This is a genomic window from Actinomadura sp. NAK00032, assembly GCF_013364275.1.
Lineage (GTDB): Bacteria > Actinomycetota > Actinomycetes > Streptosporangiales > Streptosporangiaceae > Spirillospora.
In genome coordinates this window covers 296,187-319,080 of the sequence record NZ_CP054932.1, presented here as the reverse complement: position 1 = coordinate 319,080, position 22,894 = coordinate 296,187, and the positions used below count along the sequence as shown (strand labels likewise).

Sequence of the window (22,894 nt, the reverse complement as noted above, 5' to 3'; positions counted from 1 at the left end):
CACGACGCATCTGACATACATCTTGTATGTGTTATACATGCCGCATGGAGCCTGTCAAGACCCGGCGCGAGCGGTACGTCGCGAGCACGCGCGCCGCGCTGCTCGACACCGGCCGCCGCTTCTTCGCCGAGCGCGGCTTCGCCGACGTCTCCGCCGAGGAGCTCGTCCGCGCCGCCGGCCTCACCCGCGGTGCCCTCTACCACCACTTCGCGGGCAAGCAGGGCCTGTTCGAGGCCGTCTTCGAAGACCTGGAGGCGCGGGCGGCCGACCGCATCAGCACCGCCATGACCGCCGCCACCGACGACGCCTGGGGACGGGCCTCGGCCGGAATCCGGGCGTTCCTGGACATCTGCTCGGATCCCGAGTACCGCGAGATCGTCCTGCTCCAGGGGCCCCTCGCGCTCGGGTGGCGGCGGTGGCGCGAACTCGACCAGCGCCACCTCGGCACCCTCCTCACAGACGGCCTCTCGGCCCTCCTCGGCGAGTCGGGCCGGCACCAGGTCGGACTCGCCTCGGCCGCCTTCTACGGCGCGCTCACCGAACTGGCCCTCTCCATCGCGGACGCGGACGACCCCGAGCAGGCCCGCGAGCAGGCCGTCCAACTGATCGGCGGCATGCTGAACGGCATTCGGTGAACTCCCAGGGTTCTCCCAGCCTTCCCGGAGGTCTACTGCCAGGCGCGCCCGATTGCATGGCCGCATGAAACTCGTGAGCATCGCGGCCGGAGCCGGCGCCGCCGGCCTCCTCGGGCTCGGCCTGTACGTCGCGGCCCCGGCCTTCGCCGCCGATCCCGCGCCGTCCGCCTCCCCCACCGCGCCCCACGCCCGTCCCGGCAAGGACCATCCGGGTAAGCGCCACCCCTTCCGGCACGCGCGCGCCTTCCGCGGCGTCCACGGCGAGGCGACCGTCAAGCGCAAGGACGGCTTCCACCTCGCGACCTGGCAGCGCGGCAAGATCACGTCCGTGTCGTCCGGCGGCGTCACCGTCCGCAGCGAGGACGGCGTCTCCTGGACGTGGGCGGCCAACGGCGACACCCGCGTCCGCAAGGACGGCGAGAAGTCCGCCCTCAAGGCCCTCGCCAACGGCGACCAGGTGCTCGTCGCCGGCGAACGCTCCGGGAGCACCCGCACGGCCCGCCTGATCCGCGTCCCCAAGCACCGCTAGCGCCGCAGGAGTCGGACGGTACCTTCTGACGGAAGGTTCGTCTGCGCGCGCGGAGCGAAGAGGGGGCGATGAGCGAGAGCCGGCGGGTGCTCGTCGTGGACGACGAGGCCAACATCCGCGACCTGATCGAGGTCGCGCTGCGCTTCCACGGCTTCGCGACCGTCACCGCCGCCACCGGCGAGGAGGCGCTGCGCGCGGCCCGCCGCGAGCGGCCCGACCTCGTGCTGCTGGACGTCATGCTCCCCGGCGTCGACGGCTTCGAGGTGTGCCGGCGGCTCCGCGCCGACGGCGACCAGGTCCCGGTGATCTTCCTGACCGCGAAGGACACGCCGTCCGACACGGTCACCGGCCTCACCCTCGGCGGCGACGACTACGTCACCAAGCCATTCTCGATCGAGGCGCTGATCGCGCGGGTGCGGGCCGTGCTGCGCCGGGTCGCCCCGCCCCGGTCCCCGGTGGACGCGGGCACCGTCCTGCGGGTCGCCGACCTCGAACTCGACGAGGCCCACTGGACGGTCCGCCGCGGCGGCGTCGACGTCGACCTGTCCCCGACCGAGTTCCGCCTGCTCGCCTACCTGATGCGCAACGCGGGCGCCGTCCTGTCGCGCGGGCAGCTGCTCGCCGGCGTGTGGGGCTGGGACCACGGCAACCCGCAGGTCGTCGAGACCTACATCAGCTACCTGCGCCGCAAGCTCGACCCGCTCGGCGGGCCGCTGATCCACACCCGGCGCGGCATCGGCTACTCGCTGCGGCCATGACGCTCAACGCCCGGCTGCTGGCCGGCCTCCTCGCCGTCACGACCGCCGGGCTCGCGATCATGGGCGCGGTCAGCGCGCTCGTCCTGAACGGCTACCTGATGCACCGGGTGGACGAGCAGCTCCAGGCCACCCGCGACCGCGCCGTGACGCGGCTGCTGCGCCCCGGCCTGCCCGAGCAGGGGGCCGCCCCCGCGCAGTTCGTGGTGCTGGCCGTCGGGCGGACGGGACGGGTCCGGGTCCTCAGCGGCGACGTCCCGGACCCGGCGTCGGCCGTCACCGCGATCGAGAAGCTCGGCCCGGACGAGCTGGCCGCCCGCGCCCGCGGCCTCGAACCGTTCTCCCTGCCGGGCCTGCGGGCCGTCGCGCGCCCGTGGCGGAACGGCATCGTCGTCGTCGCGGCGCCGCTCGCGGAGATCCACTCGGCCGTCCGGAACCTGGTGCTGTCGGAGGTCGCGACGGCCGCGCTGCTGCTCGCCGCGCTGATCGTGCTCGGCCGGTGGCTCATCCGCCGCGGCCTGCTGCCGCTCGACCGGATGGCCGCCACCGCGCACGCCATCACCGTCGGCGGCGACCTGCGCGCCCGCATGCCCGGCCCCGGCGACCGCACCGAGGCCGCCCGGCTCGCCGCCGCCATCAACGTGATGCTGGAGCGGATCGAGCAGGCGTTCTGGGCGCGCAGCCGCTCCGAGGCCCGGGTCCGCGAGTTCGCCGCCGACGCGTCCCACGAGCTGCGCACCCCGCTGACGACCATCCAGGGCTACGCGGAGCTGTACCGGCACGGCGCCCTCGGCCCCGCCGAGCTGCCGGACGCGATGCGCCGCATCGAGGGCGAGGCCCGCCGCATGAACGACCTGGTCACCGACCTGCTGGAGCTCGCCCGGCTGGACCGCGAGACGTCCCTGCAGCCCGTCCCGACGGACCTGGCGGCCCTGGCGCGGGACGCCGTCGCGGACGCGGCCGCCGCCGAACCCGACCGTCCCCTCACGCTGGACGCCCCCGAGACCCTGGTCGCGAACGTCGACGAGGCGCGCATACGGCAGGTACTGGCGAACCTGTTGGCCAACGTCCGCGCCCACACACCCCCCGGGACGCCTACGACCGTCCGTCTGGCCCCGGGCCTGATCGAGGTGGCGGACGAGGGGCCCGGCATGTCGGCGGAGGACGCCGCCCGCGCGTTCGAACGCTTCCACCGCGCGGGCCAGGGCACGGCCGGAACCGGCCTCGGCCTCCCCATCGTCGCCGCCATCGCCGCCGCCCACGGCGGCCGCGCCGAACTCCGCTCCGCCCCCGGCGCCGGCACGACCGTCCGCGTCACGTTCCCCGTGGCGGACGGCCGGCGCTCCCACTGAGCGGGACAGGCGGGTGTCGGGGGCGGCGGCGTCCAGCACAGTCGATCGTCGGATGGCCTCGTCCCGTAAGGAACCGCGCATGGCCGGCTGGAGTCATCGGTACGCGAAGATCAACGGCCTCGACGTCCACTACGTCGAGCAGGGAACCGGGCCGCTCGTCGTCCTGCTGCACGGCTTCCCGCACACCTGGTTCAGCTGGCGGCACCAGATCGGCCCGATCGCGGACGCCGGATTCCGCGTCGTGGCGCCCGACATGCGCGGCATGGGGCAGACCAGCGGGCCGTCCGACCACCGCGAGTACGTCCCGGACCGCATCGTCGCCGACGTGACCGGCCTGCTCGACCACCTGGGCGCGGAGAAGGCGGTGTTCAGCGGCCTCGACTTCGGCCTGTTCGCCGCCTACGACCTCGCCTACCACCACCCCGAGCGGATCGCGGCGATCATCGGGCTGGAGAACCCGTTCATCACGCCGTCCGCCGAGCCGCCGCTGGCGATCGCCGCCCGGCAGGGCCGCAAGCACTTCAACCACATCAACTACTTCACCGCCGAGCCCGGCGCCGCCGACCGCGACCTAGCCGCCGCGCCCCGCGCATTCCTGCGCAAGCTCTTCTACGCGCTTTCCAGCGATTACCACTACCTCGACGTCTGGCGGAAGCCGTCCGGGACGACCTATATCGACGCCCTTCCGGAAACACCGCCCCTCCCCTGGACATGGCTGACGGAAACGGAACTGGAGTTCTACGTCGCCGACTACAGCCGCAGCGGCTTCACCGGCGGACTGAACTGGTACCGCGCCATGGACCTTTCCTGGGAGTACCGGAAGCCGTATGCGGGACGGAAGAAGAACCCCGTCCCCTTCTATTTCATCGGAAGCGAGCAGGACGTCGACCTGGAGGCGTGGCACGGCGACGACCCGCTGAACCACCTCGGCGACCACTACGACGATCTGCGAGCGGTCCGGATGATCAAAAAGGCCGGGCACATGATGCAGATGGAGAAATCCGGCGAGACGACCGCGGCGATGCTCGAATTCCTCGCGGCGGGGAGGAACGAATGGGTCTGACCGAGAACCGCGTCGCGGTCGTCACCGGGGCGAGCCGCGGCGCCGGAAAGGGAATCGCGCTGGCCCTCGGGGAGACCGGCGCGACGGTCTACGTGACCGGACGGACGCGCACCGAGTCCGACCTGCCCGGGACGGTCCTCGCCACCGCGAAGGAGATCACCGAGCGCGGCGGCACCGGCGTCCCGGTGATCTGCGACCACTCCGACGACGCCCAGGTCGAGGCCCTGTTCAAGCAGGTCGAGCGGGAGTCGGGGGCGTTGGACGTCCTCGTCAACAACGCCTTCACGATCCCCGACGGCCTGGCCAGCAAGGGCCCCTTCTGGGAGAAGCCGCTGGCGCTCCAGAGCATGTTCGACGTCGGAATGCGGTCGGCCTACGTGGCGAGCTACTACGCCGCCCCGCTGCTCGTCAAGAACAACGCGGGCCTCGTCGTCAACACCTCGTCCTTCGGCGGCCGCTGCTACATGCACGGCCCCGCCTACGGCGCAGGCAAGGCCGCCGTCGACAAGATGGCCCACGACATGGCCGTGGACTTCAAGCCCTACAACGTCGCCGCCGTCTCGCTCTGGATGGGCCTCCTCAAAACCGAGCGCAACAAGGCGCTCTTCGAGGGCGTCCCCGACCGCTACCAGTCGTTCGCCGCGGGCGCGGAGTCCCCGGAGTTCAGCGGACGGGTGATCGACGCCCTCGCCCGGCACCCCGACCGGATGCGCTGGACCGGTCAGGTGCTCATCGGCGCCGAACTCGGCGCGGAGCTGGGCGTCACCGACATCGACGGCAACCGGCCCCGCTCCCACCGCGCCATGCTGGGCGACACGCCGACCTACAGCGACGCCGTGGTCGATTAGGCATCCCTTTCAGCTCCACCCACCCCGGTCACGTGTTTACTACGTCTTGCCGATTATTCGCATTACTAACTTAAATGCGGGTCACCCAGGACCAAGACCACACCCGCCAAACGTGGCCGCACGACCACAAGAAAGCAATCCACCCACCAAGCCAGTCACGTCCTCACTCCCCCGAAGCGCCCACACCCCGCCAATTCAACTTTGACCAGCTAAGTTTGTGGCGATAGGTCGGGAATATCCCGTGAACCGGGTCCTGACCGGACGGCTCGCGGGAGTTATCATCCGAAACGGGGACCGCTCCCAGATAACGGTCCCCGCAGTTCAGGACGCATCTGACGCCGTCCGAATCGCGCCGGATGCCTGGCATGACGGTGAGGTCGGATCACTATGGGACGACGCCAGTCCCGTTCGCGGCGGTGCGGCCATCCCCGACGTCCGCTGTCGCATTCCTTCGTCCATCCCTGCCCGGCCCACCCGAGACCGAGCGAGACACGGCGATGGGACTCCACCAGGGAGGCACCATGACCCACGTCGAGCAAGAGTCCACCCCGCAGACACCGCCGGCGGTCGCCGACCCGGCGCCCCTGGGCCTCGCGGCCTTCGCCCTGACCACGTTCCTGCTGTCCGCCAAGAACGCCGCCTGGACCGACGGCACCGACGCCTGGCTCGGCTACGCCCTCGGCTACGGCGGTCTCGTCCAGCTCCTGGCGGGCATGTGGGAGTTCCGCAACCGCAACGTGTTCGGCGCGACGGCCTTCTCCTCGTACGGCGGCTTCTGGATCGGCCTCGGACTGTACGTCGTCCTCGTCGCCGGCGGCACGACCCCCGCCCAGGAGGCCAACGACCTCGGCTGGATCCTGCTGGCCTTCGCGATCTTCAACACCTACATGATGCTGTGGGCCACGCAGGTCAACCAGGCCGTCCTCGCGGTGTTCGTCGCCCTGGAGGCCACGGAGATCATCCTGTTCATCGGCAACTTCGCCGGCAGCGAGACCACCATCAAGATCGGCGGCTACATCGGCATCCTCACCGCCATCTGCGCCTGGTACGCCTCCGCCGCCGGCATCATCAACGGCATGCTGGGCCGCACGTTCCTGGGCGTAGGCCGCCCCTTGTTCACCCACCTGGCCCCAAGCGCCGGCCCCCACCCCCGCTGACCACCCCGGCGCCCCCGCCCCCCAAGGCGGGGGCGCCGCCACGCGGAGCCCGTCCACCCACCGCAGCCTGGGACGTACAAAACCGCGGCCGCCGATCGCAACCTGCCCCGCACGCCGATCAGCGCTTCACCGGATCTCGGGAACCAGCGGCAAACTTGCTCCATGCCAACTTCGCCGCTCATGCGCAAGGTCCGTTTCGATGTTCGGCCTTGGGGGGACGGCCCTGCCCCCGCACGCGAACTCCTGCCGTACATCGACAACGTCAGCCTTGTGGACCTCGTCTCCGGCTTCGAGCACGCCGCCGGCCATGACGCACCTGGCGCATACGCCGGGATCGTGCTCGATTACTTCAACTTCGGCGACCTGACCGCCTACCTCATGGGACGACCGGACTCCACCTACTGGACGAAGCGCGGCGCGATCGCCTTTCTCGGCTGTGACTGCGGCGAGGTCGGCTGCTGGCCGCTTGAAGCGCGCGTGCTCATTGATGACGACCTGGTGACCTGGCAAGGGTTTGCTCAGCCCCACCGCCCCACGCGCGACTACGGAAGCTTCGGCCCCTTCACATTCCAACGGAACCACTACGAACGCGCAGTGCGCGAGGCGGCTGCCCTCACATCCAGCCCTTGATCGCTGCAAGAGACAGCGGTCGCCGCCACTGGGGAAGACATCGGCCCACGATCTTGAAACCAGCACCCATCCAACCCAGCGGCCACTTACCGTGATCCGCAAGCGACCGTACGCCCCCGAGCGGCAGGAAGGCTCACGGCCGGGGAGACGAATGCCGGACGCTCGTCCTGACTCCGCATCTCGTCGACACTCCCATGGACGCTTTCTCCAAGCCGGCCGAGCGGGCGGGCCTCGGCCACTGGCATCCGCATAAGCTGCGCCACTCGGGAACCTCGCAGATGCTGGCGCAATGGACGCCGTCCCACGCCGTCTCCGACGATCCGCGGACACACGTCCATCGCGACCACAAAGGACGTCCATGGGCATCTGCTCACCGAGAGCGGCTGAGTCGCTGAGCCGCGCCCTCTTCGAGGCCCGACCGGGTGCTCACGGCTCCCATGGCGCACGCAAAAGCCCCCTTGCACGATCGCAAGGGGGCTCTGACCTGGTGCGCACCCGAAGGGATTCGGACCCCTGACCTTCTGATCCGTAGCAAGATCACGGCGGTCCAGGCATGTCTCCCGGTGTCTCCTGGCCAGCGCGGCGACCTCCCGCCCGTCCAAGGTCATCCGACCTCGTTGTCAGCAAGCGCGTTAGCACCCACCCCCGTCCCGGAGGGTGCGCCCGCGCGAACGGCGAGACGCTGTGACAGACGGATTCGCGCGGGCGTGCCCTCCGGCCCGCGGGGGGCTGAGGGTCGCGCGGCCCCCCTTCGCGCACGTCCAACCCGACGAGGCGAGAGGGCTCGTAGATGTCGACCTACTCGCTTAGAGCTCGTAACACGATCACGATCCGGGCTTCTTGAGGCGTGTCCACGCACACGCGGGTCGTCGGCGGTGCGCGCCCCGAAGACGCGATGTCCTTCGGGGCACGCGGCAGGGGTTCGGGTTCAGGCGTTGTAGCCGCCGTGGGCGTCCAGCACCGCGCCCGTGACGTACGACGCGGCGGGGCTCGCCAGGAAGGCGATCGCCGCGGCGATTTCGTCGGGGTGCCCCATGCGTTGCAGGGACAGCGAGCTGAGCAGGGCCTTGAGGGTGTCGGGGTCCGGCGGTTGCATGCCGCTGTCCATCAGCCCGGCTTCCACGACGTTGGCCGTGATGTCGCGGGGCCCGAGGTCCCGTGCGACCCCCATGGTGTACCTCTCGATGCCTGACTTGGTCGCCGAGTAGTCGGCAACGCCCGGGACGCCGACCCGGGAGCCCAGTCCGGAACTCACCGTGATGATGCGGCCGCCCGTGCGCAGCACTCGGGAGGCGGCCCGGATGACGGCGATCACGCCGAGGTAGTTGGTGGCGTGCATCCGGTCCAGTGCGGCGGTGTCGGCGTCCGGGTCGTCCACCGTGCGGCCCTGCTCCACCGAGATCGCCGCGTTGTTGACGAGGATGTCCAGGCCGCCGAAGTGCGCGACCACGTCGTTGATCAGCGCCGGCGCCCGGCTCGTGTCCGCCTGGTCGGACTTGAAGGCGACGGCCTTCGCTCCCTTGCCGTGCACCTCGTCGACGACGGCCTGCGCCTGCTTCTCGGAGCTGACGTAGGTGAAGGCGACGTCGGCGCCCTGCTCGGCCAGCAGCCGTACGGTCGCGGCTCCCAGTCCGCGCGATCCCCCGGTGACCAGGGCGACCTTGCCCGTGAGTGGCCTGCTCATTCTTCTCACCTCGTTGATTGATCCCTTTCCGACAGTCGCAACATTAATTGTTACGACAACCCGTTGCAACCTTCCCTGTTACGACTGCCGTAACATGAAGCGTTGTGGCCGAGAGGAGGAGCCCATGAGCGCCAACAGCAGGCTGACCATCGCCGCCCACGCGCTGGCCTGGATCGGCCTCTACCAGCGCCAGGGCCATGAGGTCGCCACCTCAGAGCAGATCGCGACCAGCGCGAACACCAACCCCGTGGTGATCAGACGACTGCTCGGCGAGCTGCGCAGGGCCGGGCTCGTGGAGTCCCGGCGGGGCGTGGGCGCGGGCTGGTCGCTGGCACGCGAGCTGGAGTCGATGACCCTGCTCGACGTGTACGAGGCAGTGGAACCCGGGCCGCTGTTCGCAATGCACCGCACCACCCCGGACCAGGGATGTGTGGTGGGTCACGGCATCCAGCCGGCAATGCAGAGCATCTACGAGGGCATCGAGGATACCGTGAGACACGAGCTGGCCCGCGTCACGCTCGCGCACGTACTGCGGGACGTACTCGCGGCACCTCGCTAACCACCCCATTGCGCCCTGACATCACCAAGATCTCAAGCTCAACTCAGATCGGGTGTCCGTGAAATGGGGGGAAGCTCAGGCGGTGTGGATCTCGGTGAGGGTGCGGCGGCCGATGTTGCGGACGTGTGGGAGTTGGCCGCTGCGGATTATGCGGACCAGGTCGCCGATCGTCCGGGGTCTGGGGGCTGTTGCAGCACAGGGCGTTGGCTGCCCTGGTTGACAGGTTCAGGCATGAGAGCAGGCAGCGTGTGGTGTGCTCCTCGGGCTCGTCGGGGTCGGGGCGGGTGCTGGAGTAGGTCTCCGGTAGGACGGCGCGGGTCGTGGTCGCCAGGAGGTTGACCAAGTCTCCGACTGTGTGGACGCCCAGGCAGCTCGCGGGGCATTGCATGGTGGTGCGGGTGGTGGTCGGTGGGGTTCACCTCGGGTGCCATGCGTGTGCCCTGGCGTTGGTGATCTCGTCGCGTAGTTGGCGGACGTCGGGGGCGGAGAGTAAGCGGTCGCCGCCTGGCAGGGGGACTGCCGGGTGCGTCCCTGACCAAGCTCCACAACGCACCCAAGGACGGGACGTCACCGGCCGAACTGCTCCCGCACGCGCGACTTCACGACCTCCGCCACATCCACGCGACGACCCTCCTCCTGGCGGGCGTCCCCGTCCACGTGGTGGCCGCGCGGCTCGGGCACGCTGACCCGTCCATCACGCTCCGGGTCTACGCACACGTCATCAATGAGCAGCTCGTGGAGGCGGCCGAGATCTTCGCCAAGCGTGTGGAGAACGCCGCCTAGATCAGATGCCCTGTTAGCAAGACCGTTAGCAAAGCCCCCTTGCGGAAGATCGCAAGGGGGCTTTGACCTGGGCGCACCCGAAGGGATTCGAACCCCTAACCTTCTGATCCGTAGTCAGATGCTCTATCCGTTGAGCTACGGGTGCCTGACGCATCCCAACTGTACCGGCTCCACGGACCTGTCCGCGAATCGGTTGGTGGATGAGAGGTCACGGATCTGTGACTTGAGTCACGGAACCCATCGTGGCGGTGATACGCCAAAGGGGTGATCGAGGCGGGAGTGACCTGGGATGTCCCCGTTCCCGCCCGAAGCCCAACCCCCTGAAGGAGAAACCCCATGCGCATGTCCGCCACCAAGCTGGTCGGCGCCCTCGCCGTCGGTGGCCTGATGCTCGGCTCTACGGGATGCGGCGCCATCGACGCCATCGCCGGCGGGAAGAAGACGACCGCCTGCAAGAACATCGAGTCGGAGCTGCGGAGCTTCTCCACCGGTGGCATGTCCATGACCTCGCCGAGCGGCGCGTCCTCGACCGCCCAGAAGTTCTCGGACACGGCCGCCAAGGTCCGCTCGGAGGGCCAGAGCGCCGGCGGCGACGTCGAAACCGCCGCGACCGCGTTCGCGGGCGACCTCGACAAGACGGCCGAGATGCTGCGGAAGCTGAGCTCCGGCAACACCTCGTCCATCGGCCGGCCCGACACCGCCGCCATGCAGCGGCACGGCAACGACCTGGCCGAGGCCTGCGGCTTCAACGGGTTCCGCCTGGGGTAACCCTGCCGACGCCTCGCTCCCGCGGCCCCGGGAGCGGCACGTCCGCGGCCGTCACGCATTATGCTGCTGGAGCCACGGGACGCAGGCTTTGCCGGTTGGCTCGCCGAACCGGTAGCCTGTCCTGAGCCCGAGGGCTCCTGGAGGATTCGCCTAGTCCGGTCTATGGCGCCGCACTGCTAATGCGGTTTGGGTTCACGCCCATCCGGGGTTCAAATCCCCGATCCTCCGCCTCTCTGACCAGGGACTTCGTCCAAGATCTCGATCCGGACGAAGTCCCTGTCGCTTTCCGGGATGTCCGTTTTTCCGCGCCCGGTGTGCACATGGTGTGCACGGGACGTCGGCGGAGTGCGCTTGTGCCCGTCTGAGGCCGGGTGCCGCCGCTCTCGGGCTTGGTTACCCTGCGTGTTTGCCGCGCCTGTTGCGGCGGTCCGCGAATGAGATCACGTTGGCGGCTGCAGCAGGTGTCTCCGGCTGAGGTCGGCGCGGTACGACCGCAGCCACGGCCTCTGCCGCCGCCCGGGACACCTCTGGAAGCACCGAGGTGTAGGTGTCGGCGGTGAACGAGTGCCGGGCATGGCCGAGCGTCTCGCTGATCACTTTCATGTTGACGTTGCCCAGCAGGGCGAGCGTCGCCGCTCCGTGCCGTAGATCGTGGAAGCGAATCGGCGGCAGAGGCTCACCTCCGATCACCACCTGGACGGCGCGCACGGAGGTTCGGTGGTGACGGGAGATCCTGTCGACGGACCAGCCCTCTTCGGAGTGCCTGTGCTGGACGAGTCCGTACTTCCTGATCAGGTCCTCGAACCGTGTGGAGATCCACTGCGGACGCAGCCGGGTTCCGTCCTCACGGGTGAAGACCCGTCCGGAGTCCACCCATACTTCGGGGCCGGCGACGGACCTTTCACGTTCCTGACGGGTCCTCCAGTCCAGCAGAACCGCGATGGTCGCCTCGTCCAGCGCCACGGTGCGCTCACCGGCCTCGGACTTGGTGTCGTCGTACTCGTCCGCCTGGGTCTCGGAATCAGGGCTCGTCTCGCGGACAGTCAGCGTGCCCGCGCCCTGCAGATCGGTGTCCGCCCACGCCAGCCCCGCGACCTCGGCACGACGCAGCCCGCGGAAGGCGACCAGATGGAAGAGGGCATACAACCGCTCGTCCGCGATGAAGTCGAGGAAGGCTCCCGTCTGGGCGGGTGTCCAGACCATCACCGGCCCAAGCACCTTCCCAGTCTCCTGCCACCGTTCGACACGTTCGGCCGTCCAGACGAGCGGCTTCACCCGCCTTCCTTTGACGCGAGGTGGTTCTACGTGCGCGATCGGGTTCTCCCTCAGGCGCTTGGACTTCACCGCCCAGTTCAGAGCGGAGAGCAGGACCGCATGGATCTTCTTCACCCGTGTCGGGGAGATAGGTTTGGTCTGTTTGCGGCGTGGAGCCTCACCGACCTTCAGCGGTCTCGTCGAGTACGCCCGGACTTCAAGGAGGCGTCTGAGCAGCTCACTGGGCTTGTCTCCCTCTGGAAGCGGGCGGTTGATCTGCAGGATCGCCTCATACAGGTCGATCACGTGCTTGTCCCTCAGGTCGACCAGCTTGAGGTGCCCCAAGCCGGGCACCAGGTAGAGCTGGACGATCTCCGCATAGTCCGCGAATGTCGAGCTTGACAGGCTCTCCTTCTTGGCCGGAAGCCAGATTTTCTCCAGGTATGCGCCCGTCTTCAGGTTTCGATCGAGCTGCCGTCCATGGATTTCGGACTTCCCGAGCTCTTCCATGAGTGCCTGCTGTGCGGCCTTCCTGGTCTTGAACGGGCCGACGGTCGGTTGTCTTCGTCGGCCGCTGCTTCCTGCGGGCGCGTCGTAACGCGCCCACCATGCGCCGTGGTTCCGGTTGACCAGCTTCGGGCACTTGCCCGTGGGGTACTTTTCGCCGGTTTCGAGATTGCGGCAGCCGCAGCGTTTGTAGGTCGTGCCTCGCATGTCTTCTCCTCCAGGAGCGCTTGCTTCCGTGGTATCGGAGGTGTGAGACGGCTTGACGGACACCGCTCTAGTCGTGAGGCCGTCTTCTCAGCACCTGGGACACCGCTTGAACACTCACGCCGAGTTCGTCGGCGATCTCCGTGAGCGTGAGGCCGTCGGCACGGGCTTCGCGGAACGCTTCCCGCCGGACGGCGGCAAGGCCCCCGATGACCTCACGGGCGAGGGTGGCGAGAGGCTCCGAGACACGCGCAGGAGGTAGCGGTTTGAGGCCTCGGAGTCCAGTTGGCCTTCGGCCAGTTGGTTCATCAGCCAGCTGTTCAAGGCGCTCTTGCGGGCGCTTGGGGAGCTCATCGCAGACCTTCGATCTGCCATCACTCACTCACGGAGAGTCAACTACAGGTGGGTAGATCTTTGCAAGGAGTGCCTTGCAGTAACACCGAGATCAGCGCCCCGTCCCCGGGATGCCGAGCTTCATCGCCATCCCGGGGCGAGCGTCCTTCCAGGACATGCCACCGCTATCCGGGTCGCTGCGAATCGATGAGGCCGGCTCCCCGTCGGACTACGTCACGCCGAGCAGCTTGCGGAGTTCCGCGGTCGGCACCCGGTAGGCGGTGCCGACTCGGATGATGCGGCATGGGAAGTCGCCGCGTTTCGCCAGTTCGTAGGCGTATGTCCGGGACAATCTCAGGGCGCGGGCTGCGGTCATGATGCTGACGACCGTGGGGAGTGTGTCGAGGTCTTCTTGTCGCATGGTCTGCATTCGGATGCCTCCGTGTCTTGGTACGTGGTGATGGGTGAGGCCTTCGTCGTGGCGGATTGTCACCGGCGCTGTCGGCTTGACCGGAGTGACGGTGAAGCGCTAGGCGGTGCGTGTCTGCCGACGGTCGTCGGTGATAGAGGAGCCCACGGGTTGGGGAAGGCGGCCATGGCCAGGCGTGCTTGCGAGGACATGGCCGCCTGTGCGGTCGGTTGTGACGTATCTGCGGGGTCGGCGGGTCCCGCTCCGCGAACTTGCGCGGCGGCCTTCCGGGTGGCGTCGGCTTGTGCCTGACGGCCCTGGAGTTGGCGTAGCTCGGCGATGGTGTCGAGCAGCGTGATGAGGCTGGCGACAAGCACCATGACCGACGCCGTCGCTTGGTTCTGCTGGTTCTGCATCGAGCCGGTGAGCGCGAATAGCCGGGCGGCAGTGCGCAGGGCGTTGCCAGCCGGGGTGGGCCGCGGAATGCGGCCGTAGGGTGCGCGCGCGGCGCGGTCGTAGGTGTCGGCGGCGCGACGGAGATGGTGGTTGCCGGTGGCCTGGGCAGCGGTGTGGAGGGCATCGGAGGCGGCCCAGCAGGCGTCTTGGGCTGCGTGCGGGTTCGTGGCGAGATGGCGACGGACCTGGGCGGTGGCGTAGGTGGCGGCGCGGGCCGCGTCGTCGTAGAACGCCTGTCGCTCCTCAGCGGTCAGGTCGCTGTGGTCGTTGGATGGCACATGGCCTGTGGTCGGTGATGTCCACCGTTGTTGGAGGCGGGTGAGCGACAGGTCGTCGGCAAGACGGCTTCCCGGGTACCAAGCCGGTTCTCCATCGCCGGGTTCGGTGGGGAGTGCGACGGCATAGCCGGTGACCTGCCCAAAGACGTGCTGGCTGTAGCGAACCTTGAGCAGCAGACCGCAATCCTGAAGTTGGTCGAGGAATTCGGTGGTCGTCCGAGCTTCGTCCACAGCGCGGCGGACGGCCGTCCGAAGCACAGCCCGCTTCGTCCGCGCGGACAGATGCCGTCCGTCCAGCGGACGGACGACGGACGGGGTGCGGACTGCGCCGTCAGCACTCGTCCAGCGAAGGCGAAGTTTTGGCAGCGTGAGGTCGGCGGCAAGCTTGCCGCCCCCGTACCAAACCGGCTGCCCGTCCACGTTGACATCACCGGGCGCAGCCACGGCATATCCGGTCAGTTCGCCGACCATCCGCTGACTGAACCGCCGCCGGACGAGGACACCGTCGGCCTGGAGGCGTTCGAAGAACTCCCTTTCGCTGCCGGCGCCGGCGGCCGCGGTCTGGACTTTGCGACGCAGGAGGGTACGGGACGGCAGCGGCTGGCCACGGCGGACGGCCTTCTCGTTTTCGCCGCGTTTGGGGCGGCGGGCGGCGGTGCGGTCCGCCGGCACCGTGGGCCGCAGGCCGAACCGCTCCTCCACTGCCCGGCAGGCGTCCCGGACCCGGTACCCGTCGTTCCACACCTCCGGGCGGACGCCGTCCGGACGCGCCAGCGTGGCCACGATGTGGACGTGGTCGTCAGCATGCCGGACGGCGATCCAGCGGACGGCGTCAACGTCCCCCACCGGAACCAGGCCGGTCTGTTGCATGATTTCGGCGGCGATCTGCGCCCACTGCTCATCCGCCAGAACCGGGTCCTCGGGAGCGGCCCGTACGGCGCAATGCCAGACAGGCTTGCGGTAGTTTCGCTCACCGAGCAGCGCCAGCGGCTGGGCCAGTACACCCTCCAAATGGCGAAAGTCGCGGCTGCCGTCGGGACGCACTGTCGGTTCCAAGTCGGCCGCGTCCCCGAAAGCCGCCACTATGTGCGGATCACGATGCTCGCCGTGGGCGCCCGGGCCATAGAGGTACCGCAGCAGCCCCTGGACCCGGACACCGCGCAAAACCTTCCCGATCACCCTGTGACGCTCGGCGCCGAGAGTTCAGGGGCCGTGGCATGCGCTGTCACGGCAGCCGCTTTCTCAAGTCGTCGGCCAGTTCATCCAGCTTGCGAACCGTCTGCGCTGCGGCACGTGCGTACCACTGGATCGTCGACGACACCTCTCCCGAGTTCAGTGCGGCGACGGCCTGGTTGAGATTGACGCCGATCCGCTGCGCCTGGCCACGCGCCTGCATGACGGCCTTCAATACCTCGCGCACCTGGTTGTGTTCTACTCGCGGCGTCCCGCTCGCCGCAGCCAGTAGCATCAGCGCCGCCCACGCCGCGGTCGCGAGGTGCTCCCGCTCGGCGGCCCTCGACACCGCTGCGTGTTCATCGTCCGAGAGCAGGATGTACAACACCCGCCTTCGCTTCGACCCGCTACGGGGCCGGCGGTTGCGCCCCTTCGCCAAGCTCAACGCAGACTCGGCACTGCCGTCTTCGACCATCAGCCTCCTGACCCGGGATCGCGCTCGATCCCGTCCGCCTGCTGTGGACCGCGCCCGGTCCGCAGCGATAACGCTTGCGTTTTCCATTTCTTGCCCTGCTTCGAGCGCGGTCCCGCGAGAGACCTCAGGACACGGCCACTTATGCACGCTCAACAGCACGACTAGCTTGCGGACGCGCAGAGGAAGGGCCGTCGTCGGGCCCTACGTGACCAGCGCTCAGCGCTAACCGCCGCCACCACTGACCGCTTCGAGGCAGCGGTCTTTCCCGACGGGGCTGCTTCTACCGCCGGTGGTCGGACCCTGGAACGTTCGCCCTGCTGTCCACAGGGTTGTGGACGGTGAAGAGCGCCCCTTGCGTTCCAGAAAGGCACCCACTCCTCCGTCCGCGCTGACGCATTGAAGGCACCGGCAGGAGAGGCGTCACATGGCACCCGGGCTCCCAGCCACGGGCTTCCGACAAGCCTGCTGCCCGTCCAGTTCCAGAGCGAGTCGCTCAGCGACCCCGTCGTTGTGAAGCTCTAGTCCGTCCATACAGGGTGCTCTCCTGATCAACCTGAATCGGGACCTTGCAGGACTCCTCTCTACGGGGGGCTCGCCAACAGACGGTTCAACCGTCTGCGCCCACCCTCTCCCAGCACCCGCCAGTCTGGCCACTTTAAGCATCGGCGTGGCGTGTTGTTACTTAAAGACATCAGCAGGCAGGTCAGAGGTTGTCGCGGCCTAGAACCTGCAGGAACACCTCGCACTGCACACCGCCGATGCCGCTCGCCGAGTCCATCGGTCGAGGGGGTTCCGCACCTCTCGAGACTCCTGCCCGTAGGCATTCAGAAGTCGAGCGATCGCCGATTCGGGGCTCGTCGCAGCCCGAGCCGGGTTCGCCGGGTCGAGGGCGGTTCGGCAGCGAGCGGCGCCTCGGGGACCACGCCGAACCTCGCTGGCGCCTCGGCTGCCATGCCGCAACAGTTCACGTCGCGTCGATGACCGCGAAGACGACCTTGCCGGCGTCGTCGGCCAGGGCGCGGATGCCCCAGCAGCGGGCGTACTGGTCGACGATGAACAGCCCCCGTCCCGTCTCGTTGGAGGTGTCGGCCGCCAGCATCTGCGGGAGACCGCAGGCGGCGTCCTGGACCTCCATCCACAGCGCGTCGTCCTCGGTACGACTCAACCGCAGGATCACGTCCTCATCCCTGTCGGACGTCGCGTGCTGGAGGGCGTTCGTGACCAGCTCGCTGGCCACCAGGCACGGCACGAAGTCGTCCATCCCGTACTCGCCGGTGACCAGCCGCACGAACTGCCGGACCTCCGCGACGACCTTAGGGTCGCGCTTCACCACCATCTCGTTCTGGGGCGCCTCGCCCATGAACATCTCCTCACCTTGTGTGATGCAAGCAACACAGTGAGGCACTTTTCGGCTACGGTGTGGTTGCCGCCGGAAGGTGGCAGACAAAGGAAGATCATCTCCCCCAAGGGCAGATGCCAACGAGAGGCAGCTGACATGTCCCCACGTCGCCAGCGTCGCCCCAGCGAGTCCCCCGCTCTCATAGCCTTCGGCCGGCAGATGCGCCGACTGCGCGAGGCGAAAGGCGTGAAGCAGGAGACCATCGCCCACCTTACGCAGGTCAGCGGCCCGCAGGTCAGCAAGATCGAGAACGGCAAGAAGCGCGCCACCCGCTCATTCGTGGAATTCGTGGACGAACACCTGGAAGCAGGCGGCGCCCTCATCAACCTCTGGGAGGACCTCAACAAGGACGGCCACCCCGTCCCGATCTGGTTCGACTGGCCGAAGAGCGAAGCCGACGCCGCGATGCTGGTCACCTACCAGCACTCGGTCATTCCCGGCCTGGTCCAGACCCCCGCCTACGCACTCGCAATCCTGCACGGCAATCAGGAGGCTGCAGACGCCCGGATCGAGCGCCAGAAGATCCTCAAGGACCCGCGGGAGGACGGCTCCGCCCCGCCGATCTACGTGATCCTGATCGACGAGCAGGCGCTCTCCCGCCAGGTCGGCACCCCAGAGACAATGAGGGAGCAACTGGAGCACCTGGTCGAGACGAGCATGTTGCCCAACATCACGGTTCAAGTAGTGTTGGGAAGCGGCGAACATGACGGCAACATGGGCGCATTCGTGGTCGCGACGATGGCAGACCGGAGCGAAGTCGCCTACATCGAGACAGCCGTCCGTCCCCTCACGACGGACGACCCCGCAGACCTGTCCGTCGTTGCACGAACCTTGGTCAGCCTACGTTCACGGGCACTGACAGAAGAAATGTCACGTGAACTCATAAGAAAGGTGGCCCGAGAAAAATGGACCTGAAGAACGCCACATGGCGCAAGAGCAGCCACAGCGGCTCCAACGGCGGCGACTGCGTCGAACTAGCGGACGCGGCTAGCACGGTGGTGGCGGTACGGGACAGCAAAGACCCGCACGGCCCCGTCCTCCTGCTGACCCACGCAGCCCTGCGCACAGCCCTCCAATCCGCCACCGACACACACTAACCACCCGCCCCCGCGCCGCCCCTGACCGCCGAGCAGCGGCGAGTCGTCCCGTCCCCTCGACCCGGACGACCAGCCGCACCCCACCGACCCCACAGGCAAGACCCCGCGCCCGGCCGTCTCGCCCAGAGGCAGCCTCAGCCGAGCAGACACGCCCGCTGGCAAGTTCAGCCGCGCGTCCGACACTGGCCTCATGCCTCTCGAAAACCTCACACGGCGAAAGGCAAGCCGAACCCACAGCAATGGCGGCGAGTGCGTCGAGTTGGCGAGTGCGCACGGCTGACCTGGTCGGACTCCGTGCGGCGCTCACCCGGGCGTCCAGGACCACAGTCGTTCGGGTCGGACATTCAGCATCGCCTTCCCCTTGCGGCAATGGCGTCCCGCTCGATTATTGAAGAAGATCAGGGCCGTGTCCGGGATGGGGTGGGGTCGCGTGGGTAGCGGGATGGGCGGCGCATGCCGGTGGTGCGGCCAATGAGGCCCCGCCTGAACATCGCGTTAAACGTCCTGCTCGTGGTCGTGCTCGCCCTTCTGGGCATCCTGACGAACTACGCGACCGGGGGCGACGACGCGCCGCTGCCGCTGGACCTGCTGCGCAAGATCGCCGTTCCCGGGCTCGGCGTGCTGATCGTGGCGTTGATCGTCCTGACGGCGGTGTCGGCACGGCTGGAGAATCCGCCGCGAGCGCCGGAGCGTGAGTGGGATCCGGGTCGCACTCCGTATCCGGGGCTGGAGGCGTTCGCCGAGGACGAGGCAGCGGTGTTCTTCGGACGAGATGAGCCGGTGAGCACGCTGCTCCGACAGCTGTACCAGCACGATGGCGAGCGGTTCGTGGTCATCGCCGGGGCTTCGGGGAGCGGCAAGTCCTCGATGGTGCAGGCGGGCCTGATCCCCAGGTTGCGCGGGCGCCGCTGGCTGGTGCAGCCGGTACTGACGCCGGGGTCCGATCCGATGGCTGCGTTGGCGACGACGTTCGGCAGCGCTCGGGACGCAGAACGGTTGCGAGGGTCGCCGTCTGCGCTGGCCGAACTGGTCGCACAGGCGCGGCGACGGTCCGGGCGGCGCGATGCCCGCGTCCTCATCACCGTCGACCAGTTGGAGGAGCTGTTCACGCTTGCTGGATCCGACCAGCGGGACCTGTTCCTGTCGGCGCTGTCGGCGGCGTTGCGCGCCGATTCCAGGTTGTGGGTGGTGGCGACGGTCCGCATCGAGTTCCTGCGCTCCTTCCTGGAGACCGGCCATGCCGCACTGTTCGCTCGCCCCATAGCACTCGGCGCGTTGACGCGGGCCGAACTCGTGACGGTGGTTGAGGCACCCGGCGCGCTGGCCGGGCTGCGGTTCGAGCCTGGCCTGGTCACCAGGATCGTCGAGGACACCGGGACGGCCGATGCACTGCCGCTGTTGGCCTATCTGCTGCAGGAGCTGTATTTCGCTGCCGGGCGCGGGAAGGTCGCCACGTTCGACGCGTACCGCCGGCTCGGCGGGGTGGCGGGCGCGCTGTCCCGGCAGGCTGACCAGCTCGTCACTGCGCTGCGCGGAGACGAGGGCATCGAGCCGATCCTGGCGGTGCTGTTCAAGTTCGTCACCACGGAAGGGACCGAGGCCACCCGCCGCCGCGTCGTCCTGGACGATCTGAGCGAGGACGAGCGACGCGTCGTCACCGCGTTCGTGGAGGCCCGGCTGCTGGTCACCGACGTGTGGGAGGGAACGCCCATCGCGCAGGTCGCGCATGAGGCGCTGTTCCGTCAGTGGGCGCCGCTGCGCCAGGAGGTGGAGGCACGGGCGGAGTTGCTGCGGCGCCGCGCCGAGCTGGAACGGTGGGCCGCGGACTGGCGCCAGGCCGGGCACAAGGTCGACTACCTGCTGACCGGCGAGCGACTCCAGCTCGCGTTGCAGTGGCTGGAGGGCCTGGAGTCGGCCGGGCAGGACAGCGGCGAGATCCGCGCGTTCATCGAGGCGTCCAAACGGCGCGACCTGGCGTTCCTGCGGCGCGTGTCGGAGGGGATCGGCCAGTACGTCCTGGCCAACGCCGAGCAGTACCCTGAGCTGGCGATCCTGCTGGCTGCGGCGGCGTTGTCGGAATGTCCGCCGACACCGGCCGCCACACGCGCGCTCATGGCGGCGTTGGCCTTCAGCCACCTGACCCACGTGCTGGACGGGCACACCGACGCGGTCCGCAACCTCGCCTGGTCGCCCGATGGGGCCCTGATCGCCACCGCGTCGCGTGATGGCACATGCCGGCTGTGGGACGCGACCACTGGCTCCAACACCGCCGTGCTGGAGCGCCACCACGGCATGGTGGAGATGGTCGCCTGGGCACCGGACGCCCGCCGCACCGCCACCGCCTCCCGCGACCACACCGTCCGCGTCTGGGACAGCACCACCGGCCGCACGCTGGCTGTGTTGGCGGGCGCCACCGACGTCGTGCGAACCGTTGCCTGGTCACCGGACGGAACCAAGATCGCCTCAGGAGCCCGCGACCGAGTGGTGCGCATCTGGCGGGCCGACACCTACGAACTCCTGACCGAATTGCACGGCCACACCGACAACATTCTCGGCATCGCCTTCTCGCCCAGCGAGAACCTGCTGGCCACCGGATCCCATGACAGGACCGTCCGTATCTGGGATCTTGCCACGGGCACGGCCACGGTGCTCCACGGTCACCAGGACTTCGTGGAAGGTGTCGCCTGGTCCCCTGATGGAACCTTCGTCGCGTCGGCCGGGGGCGACGCGACCATGCGCATCTGGGACGTCCACTCCTCAGCACAGACCGGGCTCATCCGCTGCCACGGCACCCGGGTGTGGAACGTGGCGTGGTCACCCGATGGCACCTACCTGGCCAGTTGCGGCAGCGACAACACCGCCCGCGTCTGGAATCCGCGGACCAGTGAGGAGATCTTCGCCCTCCGCGGCCACACCGACGACGTGTGGGGCGTCGTGTGGTCGCCCGACGGCGCGCATCTGGCCACCGGCTCGGCCGACACCACCGCCCGCATCTGGGACGTCACCCCCAAGGGCGCCGAGAGTCTCCAACTGGCCGGCCATCGCGGCCCCGTCCGCGCCGCCGCGGTCACGCCGTCCGGACGGTTGATCGCCACCGCTGGTGACGACGCGACGATCCGGATCTGGGACGCCGCCGACGGCACCCTCCACGCTGTGATCAACGACCACCGGGACACCGTCCACGATCTCGCCTGGGCCAGCGTGGAGGGGCGCACGATGCTGCTCTCCTGCTCCAGCGACCGCACGATCGGCCTGTGGAGGCTGGACGAAACCTCGCCTGGTGACATCTCCGGCGAACGAATTCCCAGCAGCGACATTCATGAGGCCGTGGCCTGGCGTCCCGGCTCGGACACCTTCGTAACCGCAGGGCACGACCGCATCATCAGCATCCACCCCCGCGGCGACCACGAATCCGCCGAGAGCCTGGACGGTCACCACGACTGGGTCGTCGGCCTCGCCTGGTCCCCCACCGGGACGCATCTCGGCTCCACCTCCGACGACCGCACCGCCCGCATCTGGAACGTCCATGACCCCGGCGAAGTCATGACGCTGAACGGCCACGCCAACTGGGTCGACGACATCGCCTGGTCCCCTGACGCACGCCGGGTCGTCACCGGCTCCGCCGACGGAACCGCTCGCGTCTGGGACACCACCACCGGCGAGCAACTGGCCGTCCTCAACGCCCACGAGGCCCGCGTCGCCAGCGTTGCCTGGTCACCCGACGGCTTCATGATCGCCACTGCGTCCTACGACCGCACCGTCCGTCTCTGGGCGGGCAGGACCTACGCCGAGATCGGCGTCATCGGTGTCCATCGCGGCCCGGTCGTCTCCGTCACCTGGACTCCGGACAGCCAGACCGTCATCTCCGCCTCCTTCGACGGCACCGCCCGGCTCTGGCCCTTCAACGTCGGCCTCGACGTCCTGAAATCCAAGGCCGGGACCCGCGTGTTCCGCCCCCTGGCGCAAGAAGAACGCCTCGCCCACCTGCTCCCCGAACCCGATCAGTAGACCTGCTCGACCACCCGCACGTCGCGATCGACCAGATACTCGGACGGGTCCAGCCCCATCGCCTCCCGCTCCGGCGACGCCCAGTACCGCTGGTTCGCCTCCTCGAACGTCTCCTCCCCCTCGTACCAGATCACCCACACGAACCGGCTGCGCTCGTGATCAAGCCAGGCACCCCCGATCCCGAACCCCAGCTTCAACCGCAGCGGCACCACCGACTCCCGCCATCTGGCCGCCCACTCATCGAGCAGGCCCTCCCTGATCGTGTACGTCCTCAACTGGACAGTCTTCGGCACGATGACCCCTCTTCCACCTGGAATCTGCAGCGTCGGCTAACACCCGCCGCAAAACTCACACAACCATGGGCCCGCCCCGTCGAGCATCTCGACCTGTGGCCCTGGCGGGCGTCCTCCTGGCCGGGTACCTCCATATCGAGTCCTCTCCCTTCTCGGTGAAGGGCTCATGACTGGTCCGGGAGCGGTGTCAGCTTGGCCGCGTCTGTCACCAGCCATTGCGCGGGAGGAGGAAGTCCGATCGCCAA

22 protein-coding genes and 2 tRNA genes are annotated in these 22,894 nt (G+C 68.6%); 15 read left to right on the top strand and 9 right to left on the bottom strand.

The genetic code is table 11. The features are described 5' to 3' along the window. Positions 1-44 precede the first annotated feature (44 nt). The 8 genes from HUT06_RS01605 to HUT06_RS01570 all read left to right on the top strand — a co-directional run bounded on the left by HUT06_RS01605 (position 45) and on the right by HUT06_RS01570 (position 6,969). On the top strand, positions 45-635 hold the full coding sequence (locus HUT06_RS01605; RefSeq protein ID WP_176194056.1) for a TetR/AcrR family transcriptional regulator: 591 nt from the start codon (positions 45-47) through the stop codon (positions 633-635). Between the two features lie 64 nt (positions 636-699). Further along, positions 700-1,164, top strand: a complete 465-nt coding sequence (locus HUT06_RS01600; RefSeq protein WP_176194055.1) for a DUF5666 domain-containing protein — start codon at positions 700-702, stop codon at positions 1,162-1,164. 68 nt (positions 1,165-1,232) lie between these two features. Next, positions 1,233-1,922 (top strand): response regulator transcription factor, encoded by a 690-nt coding sequence (locus HUT06_RS01595; RefSeq protein WP_176194054.1) that lies wholly within the window; start codon positions 1,233-1,235, stop codon positions 1,920-1,922. Next, positions 1,919-3,271, top strand: coding sequence for a HAMP domain-containing sensor histidine kinase (locus tag HUT06_RS01590; protein ID WP_176194053.1), 1,353 nt, complete (start codon positions 1,919-1,921; stop codon positions 3,269-3,271). Before HUT06_RS01595 ends, HUT06_RS01590 begins: the two co-directional genes overlap by 4 nt. A gap of 79 nt (positions 3,272-3,350) precedes the next feature. Beyond that, positions 3,351-4,334, top strand: a complete 984-nt coding sequence (locus tag HUT06_RS01585; RefSeq protein WP_176194052.1) for an alpha/beta hydrolase — start codon at positions 3,351-3,353, stop codon at positions 4,332-4,334. After that, positions 4,325-5,182 (top strand): SDR family NAD(P)-dependent oxidoreductase, encoded by an 858-nt coding sequence (locus HUT06_RS01580; protein ID WP_176194051.1) that lies wholly within the window; start codon positions 4,325-4,327, stop codon positions 5,180-5,182. The genes HUT06_RS01585 and HUT06_RS01580 overlap by 10 nt, the downstream gene beginning before the upstream one ends. Before the next feature lie 521 nt (positions 5,183-5,703). Then, the gene (locus HUT06_RS01575; protein WP_176194050.1) at positions 5,704-6,339 is read left to right on the top strand and encodes an acetate uptake transporter; all 636 of its coding nucleotides are present in this window, start codon (positions 5,704-5,706) and stop codon (positions 6,337-6,339) included. Between the two features lie 180 nt (positions 6,340-6,519). Continuing rightward, on the top strand, positions 6,520-6,969 hold the full coding sequence (locus tag HUT06_RS01570; RefSeq protein ID WP_217711142.1) for a hypothetical protein: 450 nt from the start codon (positions 6,520-6,522) through the stop codon (positions 6,967-6,969). A 928-nt stretch (positions 6,970-7,897) separates the two neighbouring features. On the opposite strand, the gene HUT06_RS01565 is transcribed toward HUT06_RS01570, so the two are convergent. Continuing rightward, the gene (locus tag HUT06_RS01565; RefSeq protein WP_176194049.1) at positions 7,898-8,653 is read right to left on the bottom strand and encodes an SDR family NAD(P)-dependent oxidoreductase; all 756 of its coding nucleotides are present in this window, start codon (positions 8,651-8,653) and stop codon (positions 7,898-7,900) included. A 124-nt stretch (positions 8,654-8,777) separates the two neighbouring features. On the opposite strand from HUT06_RS01565, the gene HUT06_RS01560 reads away from it, so the two are divergent. Together HUT06_RS01560 and HUT06_RS01555 are read left to right on the top strand one after the other, a co-directional pair. Beyond that, the gene (locus HUT06_RS01560) at positions 8,778-9,212 is read left to right on the top strand and encodes an Rrf2 family transcriptional regulator (protein WP_176194048.1); all 435 of its coding nucleotides are present in this window, start codon (positions 8,778-8,780) and stop codon (positions 9,210-9,212) included. A 636-nt stretch (positions 9,213-9,848) separates the two neighbouring features. Next, positions 9,849-9,995 carry a hypothetical protein gene (locus HUT06_RS01555; protein ID WP_254715716.1) on the top strand — a complete coding sequence of 49 codons (147 nt, stop codon included), beginning with the start codon at positions 9,849-9,851 and terminating at the stop codon, positions 9,993-9,995. A gap of 72 nt (positions 9,996-10,067) precedes the next feature. On the opposite strand, the gene HUT06_RS01550 is transcribed toward HUT06_RS01555, so the two are convergent. Further along, a tRNA-Arg gene (locus HUT06_RS01550) sits at positions 10,068-10,140 on the bottom strand. Between the two features lie 191 nt (positions 10,141-10,331). Here HUT06_RS01550 and HUT06_RS01545 point away from each other — a divergent pair. Together HUT06_RS01545 and HUT06_RS01540 are read left to right on the top strand one after the other, a co-directional pair. Continuing rightward, a complete protein-coding gene (locus tag HUT06_RS01545; protein ID WP_176194047.1) occupies positions 10,332-10,763 on the top strand; it encodes a hypothetical protein in 432 nt (143 codons plus the stop codon). Between the two features lie 139 nt (positions 10,764-10,902). Then, positions 10,903-10,991: transfer RNA gene (locus tag HUT06_RS01540), tRNA-Ser, on the top strand. A gap of 165 nt (positions 10,992-11,156) precedes the next feature. Here the strand turns inward: HUT06_RS01540 and HUT06_RS01535 are convergent. The 6 genes from HUT06_RS01535 to HUT06_RS01510 all read right to left on the bottom strand — a co-directional run bounded on the left by HUT06_RS01535 (position 11,157) and on the right by HUT06_RS01510 (position 17,212). Next, entirely contained in the window at positions 11,157-12,731 is a 1,575-nt protein-coding gene (locus HUT06_RS01535) for a tyrosine-type recombinase/integrase (protein WP_176194046.1), read from the bottom strand. A 67-nt stretch (positions 12,732-12,798) separates the two neighbouring features. Then, positions 12,799-13,110: a sigma factor-like helix-turn-helix DNA-binding protein gene (locus HUT06_RS45495; RefSeq protein ID WP_176194045.1), complete on the bottom strand. Its 312-nt coding sequence runs from the start codon at positions 13,108-13,110 to the stop codon at positions 12,799-12,801. A gap of 180 nt (positions 13,111-13,290) precedes the next feature. Further along, the gene (locus HUT06_RS01525) at positions 13,291-13,482 is read right to left on the bottom strand and encodes a helix-turn-helix domain-containing protein (protein WP_176194044.1); all 192 of its coding nucleotides are present in this window, start codon (positions 13,480-13,482) and stop codon (positions 13,291-13,293) included. A 68-nt stretch (positions 13,483-13,550) separates the two neighbouring features. Beyond that, complete coding sequence (locus HUT06_RS01520; protein WP_176194043.1) at positions 13,551-15,383, bottom strand: hypothetical protein; 1,833 nt, start codon at positions 15,381-15,383, stop codon at positions 13,551-13,553. Between the two features lie 46 nt (positions 15,384-15,429). Beyond that, on the bottom strand, positions 15,430-15,852 hold the full coding sequence (locus tag HUT06_RS01515; protein ID WP_176194042.1) for a hypothetical protein: 423 nt from the start codon (positions 15,850-15,852) through the stop codon (positions 15,430-15,432). Between the two features lie 964 nt (positions 15,853-16,816). After that, the gene (locus HUT06_RS01510; RefSeq protein ID WP_176194041.1) at positions 16,817-17,212 is read right to left on the bottom strand and encodes an ATP-binding protein; all 396 of its coding nucleotides are present in this window, start codon (positions 17,210-17,212) and stop codon (positions 16,817-16,819) included. A 135-nt stretch (positions 17,213-17,347) separates the two neighbouring features. Here HUT06_RS01510 and HUT06_RS01505 point away from each other — a divergent pair, with 135 nt between their 5' ends. From HUT06_RS01505 to HUT06_RS01495, 3 genes are all read left to right on the top strand, one after another. Continuing rightward, positions 17,348-18,166, top strand: a complete 819-nt coding sequence (locus HUT06_RS01505; protein ID WP_302931770.1) for a helix-turn-helix transcriptional regulator — start codon at positions 17,348-17,350, stop codon at positions 18,164-18,166. Next, on the top strand, positions 18,157-18,348 hold the full coding sequence (locus HUT06_RS01500; protein WP_176194039.1) for a DUF397 domain-containing protein: 192 nt from the start codon (positions 18,157-18,159) through the stop codon (positions 18,346-18,348). Before HUT06_RS01505 ends, HUT06_RS01500 begins: the two co-directional genes overlap by 10 nt. A 453-nt stretch (positions 18,349-18,801) precedes the next feature. Continuing rightward, positions 18,802-22,356, top strand: a complete 3,555-nt coding sequence (locus HUT06_RS01495) for a WD40 repeat domain-containing protein (RefSeq protein WP_254714915.1) — start codon at positions 18,802-18,804, stop codon at positions 22,354-22,356. On the opposite strand, the gene HUT06_RS01490 is transcribed toward HUT06_RS01495, so the two are convergent. Further along, entirely contained in the window at positions 22,350-22,649 is a 300-nt protein-coding gene (locus HUT06_RS01490; RefSeq protein WP_176194038.1) for an NIPSNAP family protein, read from the bottom strand. The two genes, HUT06_RS01495 and HUT06_RS01490, sit on opposite strands and share 7 nt — an antisense overlap. Positions 22,650-22,894: the final 245 nt, after the last annotated feature.

Bases quoted from the DNA above. Each gene is read 5' to 3' on its own strand.
- HUT06_RS01580 (WP_176194051.1), top strand. From the start codon at position 4,325: ATGGGTCTGACCGAGAACCGCGTCGCGGTCGTCACCGGGGCGAGCCGC.
- HUT06_RS01585 (WP_176194052.1), top strand. From the start codon at position 3,351: ATGGCCGGCTGGAGTCATCGGTACGCGAAGATCAACGGCCTCGACGTC.
- HUT06_RS01535 (WP_176194046.1), bottom strand. From the start codon at position 12,731: ATGCGAGGCACGACCTACAAACGCTGCGGCTGCCGCAATCTCGAAACC.
- HUT06_RS01600 (WP_176194055.1), top strand. From the start codon at position 700: ATGAAACTCGTGAGCATCGCGGCCGGAGCCGGCGCCGCCGGCCTCCTC.
- HUT06_RS01495 (WP_254714915.1), top strand. From the start codon at position 18,802: ATGCCGGTGGTGCGGCCAATGAGGCCCCGCCTGAACATCGCGTTAAAC.
- HUT06_RS01515 (WP_176194042.1), bottom strand. From the start codon at position 15,852: ATGGTCGAAGACGGCAGTGCCGAGTCTGCGTTGAGCTTGGCGAAGGGG.
- HUT06_RS01575 (WP_176194050.1), top strand. From the start codon at position 5,704: ATGACCCACGTCGAGCAAGAGTCCACCCCGCAGACACCGCCGGCGGTC.
- HUT06_RS01565 (WP_176194049.1), bottom strand. From the start codon at position 8,653: ATGAGCAGGCCACTCACGGGCAAGGTCGCCCTGGTCACCGGGGGATCG.
- HUT06_RS01545 (WP_176194047.1), top strand. From the start codon at position 10,332: ATGCGCATGTCCGCCACCAAGCTGGTCGGCGCCCTCGCCGTCGGTGGC.
- HUT06_RS01590 (WP_176194053.1), top strand. From the start codon at position 1,919: ATGACGCTCAACGCCCGGCTGCTGGCCGGCCTCCTCGCCGTCACGACC.
- HUT06_RS01525 (WP_176194044.1), bottom strand. From the start codon at position 13,482: ATGCGACAAGAAGACCTCGACACACTCCCCACGGTCGTCAGCATCATG.
- HUT06_RS01560 (WP_176194048.1), top strand. From the start codon at position 8,778: ATGAGCGCCAACAGCAGGCTGACCATCGCCGCCCACGCGCTGGCCTGG.
- HUT06_RS01570 (WP_217711142.1), top strand. From the start codon at position 6,520: ATGCGCAAGGTCCGTTTCGATGTTCGGCCTTGGGGGGACGGCCCTGCC.
- HUT06_RS01595 (WP_176194054.1), top strand. From the start codon at position 1,233: ATGAGCGAGAGCCGGCGGGTGCTCGTCGTGGACGACGAGGCCAACATC.
- HUT06_RS01500 (WP_176194039.1), top strand. From the start codon at position 18,157: ATGGACCTGAAGAACGCCACATGGCGCAAGAGCAGCCACAGCGGCTCC.
- HUT06_RS01510 (WP_176194041.1), bottom strand. From the start codon at position 17,212: ATGGGCGAGGCGCCCCAGAACGAGATGGTGGTGAAGCGCGACCCTAAG.
- HUT06_RS01605 (WP_176194056.1), top strand. From the start codon at position 45: ATGGAGCCTGTCAAGACCCGGCGCGAGCGGTACGTCGCGAGCACGCGC.
- HUT06_RS01505 (WP_302931770.1), top strand. From the start codon at position 17,348: ATGTCCCCACGTCGCCAGCGTCGCCCCAGCGAGTCCCCCGCTCTCATA.